General features: G+C 68.7%; 5 protein-coding genes and 1 pseudogene. 1 reads left to right on the top strand and 5 read right to left on the bottom strand.

Going from position 1 to position 6241, the window contains the following annotated elements:
• Window positions 1-778 (bottom strand): annotated as a pseudogene (locus tag AC36XV_RS09515) (M3 family metallopeptidase); the annotation flags it as partial.
• A 156-nt stretch (window positions 779-934) separates the two neighbouring features.
• Here AC36XV_RS09515 and acs point away from each other — a divergent pair.
• Window positions 935-2899, top strand: coding sequence for an acetate--CoA ligase (gene acs / locus AC36XV_RS09510; protein WP_492203452.1), 1965 nt, complete (start codon window positions 935-937; stop codon window positions 2897-2899).
• A 61-nt stretch (window positions 2900-2960) separates the two neighbouring features.
• Here the strand turns inward: acs and AC36XV_RS09505 are convergent, their stop codons facing one another.
• From AC36XV_RS09505 to thiC, 4 genes are all read right to left on the bottom strand, one after another.
• Window positions 2961-3344, bottom strand: a complete 384-nt coding sequence (locus tag AC36XV_RS09505) for a MotA/TolQ/ExbB proton channel family protein (protein WP_492203451.1) — start codon at window positions 3342-3344, stop codon at window positions 2961-2963.
• Between the two features lie 4 nt (window positions 3345-3348).
• A complete protein-coding gene (locus AC36XV_RS09500) occupies window positions 3349-4131 on the bottom strand; it encodes a hypothetical protein (protein WP_492203450.1) in 783 nt (260 codons plus the stop codon).
• A complete protein-coding gene (locus AC36XV_RS09495) occupies window positions 4128-4466 on the bottom strand; it encodes a PadR family transcriptional regulator (protein WP_492203449.1) in 339 nt (112 codons plus the stop codon). The genes AC36XV_RS09500 and AC36XV_RS09495 overlap by 4 nt, the downstream gene beginning before the upstream one ends.
• A gap of 102 nt (window positions 4467-4568) precedes the next feature.
• Window positions 4569-6241 (bottom strand): phosphomethylpyrimidine synthase ThiC (gene thiC, locus AC36XV_RS09490; RefSeq protein WP_492203448.1); only part of this gene is annotated, 1673 nt, incomplete at its 5' end.

The following is a 6241-nucleotide window of genomic DNA, read 5'->3' as shown; positions in this document are numbered from 1 at the left end:
GGAAGGGGTCCATCGACGAGCGGGTGTTGGTCACGGCGTACTCGCCCTCGTGGCCCCGCTCCGCCGCCGCCGCGGCCGCCGCCGCGATGTAGGCCGCCGGCAACCCGCCAAGCTGATCCTCCGTGAGGTAGGTGACGTACCCTTCTTCGTCGGCCAGCACGTTGTTGCCGAACTCGGTGTACAGCTCCGCCAGCCGCTGGTTGATCGCTGCGTACCGCTCCTTCGCTTCGCCCTCCAGCGTCGCACCGTTTCGGGCGTAGCCGTCGTACACCAGCTCGACCAGCCTCTGCTCGTCCGGGCGCAGGGACTCGACCTCGTCGCTCTCGTACACGGCGCGGATTCGATCGAACAGGGCCGCGTTCTGGGTGATCTTCGTGCGGTGCTCGGCCAGCTTCGGGGCCATCTCCATCTGGATCTCGCGGAACTCGGGAGACGACAGGTTGGAGCTCCAGATGCCCTGGTAGACCTGAACGCGGTCGAGGTCGTCGCCGACGCCCTCGAGGGCGACGATCGTGTTTTCGAAGGTGGGCGGCTCGGGATTCGCGGCGATCGCATCGATCTCGGCCAGCTCCAGCTCCATGCCCTTCTCGAGGGCCGGCTTGAGGTCGGCGAGGTCCATGCGGTCGAACGCCGGCACGCCGCCGTAGGGACCGGTCCATTCCGCGAGCAGGGCGTTGTCGGTGTCCGTGTTCATGGCCGTGTCTGAGGTTCGGTCGCCGCAGGTCGCGACGAGCAGGATGAGGACGAGGGTTCCGAGACCGACGAAGTATGTGCGCATGGCGTACGAATGCCTCCATTTGAGGATGGTGGGTGAAGCTATGGCGACGTGCCCGGGATGGCCACGCGCACCGCGCGGACGGAGTTCGAACCTTGCCCCTCCGCGCGACTCCTTTCTACTCTGGAAGGCCGATCCTCACCCACACAGGAGAGCTACATGGCCGACGCACGCCGCCGCGAGATCGACGTCCTGCTGCACGAGGAGCGCCGGTACGAGCCGCCGGATTCCTTCCGGGAGGCGGCGACGGAGAGCGACGACGCGCCGTACCGCGAGGCCGCGGAGGACCGGGAGGCGTTCTGGGCCTCGTGGGCCGAAGAGCTCGACTGGTTCCGCAAGTGGGACACCGTGCTCGAGTGGGAGCCGCCCTTCGCCCGCTGGTTCGTGGGCGGCAAGCTCAACGTCGCCCACAACTGCCTCGACCGGCACCTGGACACGTGGCGCGCGAACAAGGCGGCCCTCATCTGGGAAGGCGAGCCAGGCGACCGGCGTGTCTACACCTACCGGCAGCTGCACCGCGAGGTGTGCCAGTTCGCCAATGCCCTGAAGGGCCTGGGAGTCGAAAAGGGCGACCGGGTGGCCATCTACCTCCCGATGATCCCGGAAGCGGCCATCGCCATGCTGGCCTGCGCCCGCATCGGCGCGCCGCACTCGGTGGTGTTCGGCGGATTCTCCGCGAAGTCGCTGCGTGACCGGATCGAGGACGCGCGGGCCAAGGTCCTGATCACGGCGGATGGCGGCTATCGGCGAGGGCAGATCCTCCCCCTGAAGCGCACGGCGGACGAGGCGGTCGACGGCCTCGATTTCGTGGAGCACGTGGTCATCGTGCGGCGCCGGCCGGGAAGCGAGGGCGACGAGGCGTTCGTCCACTTCGTCGAGGGGCGGGATCGCTGGTATCACCGGCTCATCCAGGAAGCGTCGGCGGACTGCCCGGCCGAGGAGATGGACTCCGAGGACCTGCTCTACATCCTCTACACGTCCGGTACCACGGGAAAACCGAAGGGCATCGTCCACACGACGGGCGGCTACCTCACCCAGGTGCTGGCCACCACCCGCTGGGTGTTCGACCTGCAGGACGAGGACACGTTCTGGTGCACCGCGGACGTCGGGTGGGTCACCGGACACTCCTACATCGTCTACGGTCCGCTGGCGGCCGGGGCCACGCAGGTGATGTACGAGGGGGCCCCCGACTGGCCGGACCGCGGGCGGTTCTGGGAGCTGTGCGAGAAGTACGGGGTCTCGGTGTTCTACACCGCCCCGACGGCGATCCGCGCCTTCATGAAGTGGGGCCCGCAGTGGCCGGAGCGCTACGACCTCTCGAAGCTCCGGCTCCTGGGCACCGTCGGTGAACCGATCAACCCGGAAGCCTGGACGTGGTACCACGAGCACCTCGGAAAGGCACGCTGCCCGATCGTCGACACGTGGTGGCAGACCGAGACCGGGGCGATCATGATCACGCCGCTCCCCGGGGCGATTCCGACCAAGCCGGGATCGGCCACGGTGCCCTTCCCCGGGATCGACGCCGCCGTGGTGGACACGGAGGGCGAACCGGCCGAGAGCGGGTACCTGGTGATCCGCGAGCCGTGGCCTTCCATGCTGCGCGGCATCTACGGCGACGAAGAGCGCTTCCGCGAGACGTACTGGTCGAAGTTCGACGGGATCTACTTCCCGGGCGACGGGGCGAGGCAGGACGAAGACGGCTACCTGTGGATCATGGGCCGGGTGGACGACGTGCTGAACGTGGCCGGCCACCGGATCGGGACGATGGAGGTGGAGTCCGCACTGGTGGATCACGACGCCGTGGCGGAAGCGGCCGTGGTGGGGCGCGCCGATGAGCTCAAGGGCCAGGCCGTGGCCGCCTTCGTGTCGTTGAAGGAGGGCTTCGATCCGGGGCCGGAGCTCCGGGATGATCTCAAGCAGCACGTGGTGAACGAGATCGGGGCGATCGCCCGGCCGGCCGACCTCATCTTCACCGCCGACCTTCCGAAGACGCGGAGCGGAAAGATCATGCGCCGGTTGCTGCGGGACATCGCGGAGGGACGCGCCCTCGGCGATACGACGACGCTCGCCGACCCGGGCGTGGTGGAGCGGCTCAAGCAGAAGTACGAGGAAGAGGGGGCCTGAGGGCCGCGAGGCGCCGGGATCGAGTCACCGTCCGGCTCCCCGCGGGTCCCCATGACGGGAATCAGGCCCGCGTCGCCACCTTCCTACGGTAGTGGGAGCGGAGTCCCAGCCACAGGAGGGCCGCGACCGCGAACACCAGGAAGCCTGCCAGCGTGGTGGTGAGGGCGACCTTCACGCCTCCCCAGATCATGGCGGGATTGATCGCCGGGGCCTGCTCGATCGCTCCGGCGGCCTGGTAGATCCCGGTGAACGTCCCCAGGAGCCCGATCACCAGCACCCACACCCCCCAGAAGAGGACCGCGTCGACGCCCGTCTCGACGACGGCGTCGGGAGCGTCCAGGCCCCGGGTCCGGGCCCACGACCGGGCCGCGAGCCATCCGATCGCGATGGCCACGAACAGAATCGGCCACATGAACACACCGCCCTGCCTGAAGAATTCCAGCATGGTGTCATCTCCTTTCGGTTTCGTCGTTCGTCGAGTGCGTCTCCAGATCCAGTCCGGCGAGGATCTCCGCCTCCGCCTGGCGCGCGCCGGCCACTCCTGCGGAGAGGAAGAGCCACATTCCGAGCGCGGTGAGCGCCGTCAGCAGACCGGCCGACAGCAGGCCCATGTCGCGTCGCAGCCACCTCACGAGCACCATCACCTGGCCCGACAGATCCGCCTCCAGCCGACCGGCCACCCCGTACAGGTCGAGGACCAGACCGACCCCTGCCAGCGCGACCGCCGCTGCGGCGGCAACGGGGAGGAGCCACAGCCCTCGCTCCAGCGCCTCCAGCGCGTGCTGCCGGGCGACGTAGAGCGCGAACACCTTCCACACGCACACGACGGCGACGCCGAACCCGATCGCGAGCACCGCGACCGTCAGGGGCGCGGGCGAGTCCAGCAGGCCGGTGCCGACCAGGCGGGAAAGCGCCAGCCCGAACAGGCCGATGGAAGCAGAGACCAGGGCGAACCGCTCGAGGCCGTGCCGGGTCGGGTCGGCGAACCGATCCACGAGGCGGGCATACAGCGGCCGGTGCAGCTCCTGCAGCTCCCGCAACGCATCCGGCGAGGGAATCAGCATCCGGGCGGCGCGGGCCCGCGCCTCGTCTACCGAGTGCCCCGAAGCCATCAGCTCGGACTCGAGATCCGACAGGTCCGCCGCGAGCTCGAGAATCACGCGGGCGCGGGCCGTCGGCGGCAGCTCGAGGCGCTCGGCCAGCTCACGAAGCTCCGGATAGCGGGAGGTCATGCACCCTCCTCGAGCGCTCGATTCAGAACGCTCGTGATCTCGCGGATGCGCGCCGATTCTTCGGCCAGCCACTCCTGTCCGCGGGGCGTGAGCGAGTAGGACTTCCGTCGGCGGCCATCCACCGTTTCCCAATGTCCCTCGATCCGCCGCTCCTTCTCCAGCCTGTGAAGAATCGGGTAGAGGGTGCCGTGCTGGAACGCGAACATGCCGCCCGTGGACTCCTCCGCCTCCACGGCGATCTGGTAGCCGTGCTTCGGCCCGCTGCGGACCGTGGCGAGGATGAGCGCCTGGTTGATGGTCCGGACCAGACCCTGAAGATCGACGGCTTCGCCCATGAGACTCCGAATCCTAATATATAGTCGCTCTATATATCGACGTTCTATATATAGGTTCGTGAGAGGTCACCGTCAAGGGAGGAAGAGGGACCCGCCGGCGAATCAGTCCGTGCGGGCCCGGGTGAAGGCCGAGTCCTGCAGGCGCCGCGCCTCGGCGCCGTCCGCCACGTAGTCGGAGTGGCAGGAGGCCTTTCCGGCGTCGTCCGCCTCCACGCTCGCGCGCGTCTTGGTCGCGAGCCGGTGGATTTCCCCGGGAGAGAGGACGCCCCGCTGCTCGAGGATCTGTCGCTGCTCGTCCGTCAGCGCGGCGCTCTTCCGCACCCGGTCCCACGCGTACTCGGCGTCCTTGCCCGAAGCGAACTCCTGGATCTCCTTGCTGATCCGCACGCTGCACCAGTCGTGGCCGCACATGGCGCAGAAGTCCGTGTCGACGTCCAGGTCCTCGTCGTGCAGGGCGCGCGCGGTGTCCGGGTCGAAGCTGAGCTCGAAGTGCTTCTCCCAGTTGAGCGCCGCCCGGGCCCGGGTGAGCTCGTCGTCGCGGTCGCGTGAGCCCGGAATCCCGAGCGCCACGTCGGCCGCGTGCGCGGCGATCCGGTACGCCACGCAGCCCTGCTTCACGTCGTCTCTCTTCGGCAGCCCCAGGTGCTCCTTGGGCGTGACGTAACACAGCATGGCGGCCCCGTGGTAGGCGGCCGCCGTCGCTCCGATGCAGCTGGTGATGTGGTCGTAGCCGGGGAAGATGTCCGTCACCAGCGGCCCGAGCACGTAGAAAGGAGCCCCGTGACACAGCGTCCGCTGCAGCTTCATGTTGTATTCGATCTGGTCGAACGGGACGTGGCCGGGCCCCTCGACCATCACCTGGCAGCCCTTCGCCCACGCCCGCTCCGTGAGCTCGCCGAGCGTCTCCAGCTCCCGCAGCTGCGCCTCGTCCGTGGCGTCGGCCAGGCCGCCGGGCCGGAGCCCGTCGCCGAGCGAGAAGCTGACGTCGTACTCCCGCATGATGTCGCAGATCTCGTCGAAGATCTCGTACATCGGGTTCTGCCTTCCGTGCACCAGCATCCACTTGGCGAGCAACGAGCCGCCTCGGGACACGATGCCGATCAACCGGTCGTGGATCAGCGGCAGGTGCTCCCGCAGCACGCCCGCGTGAATGGTGAAGTAGTCGACCCCCTGCTTCGCCTGATGCTCCAGGGTCTCGAGGATCCCGTCGTAGTCGAGGTCCTCGATCCGGCGACCGATGATCATCGAGTAGATCGGAACCGTCCCGATGGGCACGGTCGAGTTCCGGATGATCGCTTCGCGGCACGCGTCCAGGTCTCCCCCGGTCGAGAGGTCCATCACCGTGTCGGCGCCCCAGCGCTCCGCCCACCGGAGCTTCTCGACCTCCTCGTCCGTGCCGCTGCTCACCGGCGAGGCGCCCATGTTGGCGTTCACCTTCGTGCGGCTCGCCCGACCGATCGCCATCGGATCGAGCCGGTAACCGAGGTGCACGCGGTTCGCGGGGATGATCAACCGTCCGGCGGCCACCTCATCCCGCACCTGGTCCGGAGAGAGGTGCGGCTCGCGCTCGGCGACCCGCCGCATCTCGGGCGTCACGTGCCCGAGCCGCGCGTGCTCGAGCTGCGTCACGGGCTCGAAGCCCTCGGGCGCCACCCAGACGCCATCGACCCTCCGCCAGTCGGGCGGCATGAAGTCCCAGGCCGACTTGTCCGACGGCGGCGGCATGCCGGGCGTATCCGGCGAGCTGAACGTCGTGGCGGTGCCGACGGCCGGTG

The sequence above is a fragment of the Candidatus Benthicola sp. genome (assembly GCF_058719085.1).
The sequence above is the reverse complement of the archived record's forward strand: the minus strand, read 5'-3'. Positions and strand labels throughout refer to the sequence as shown.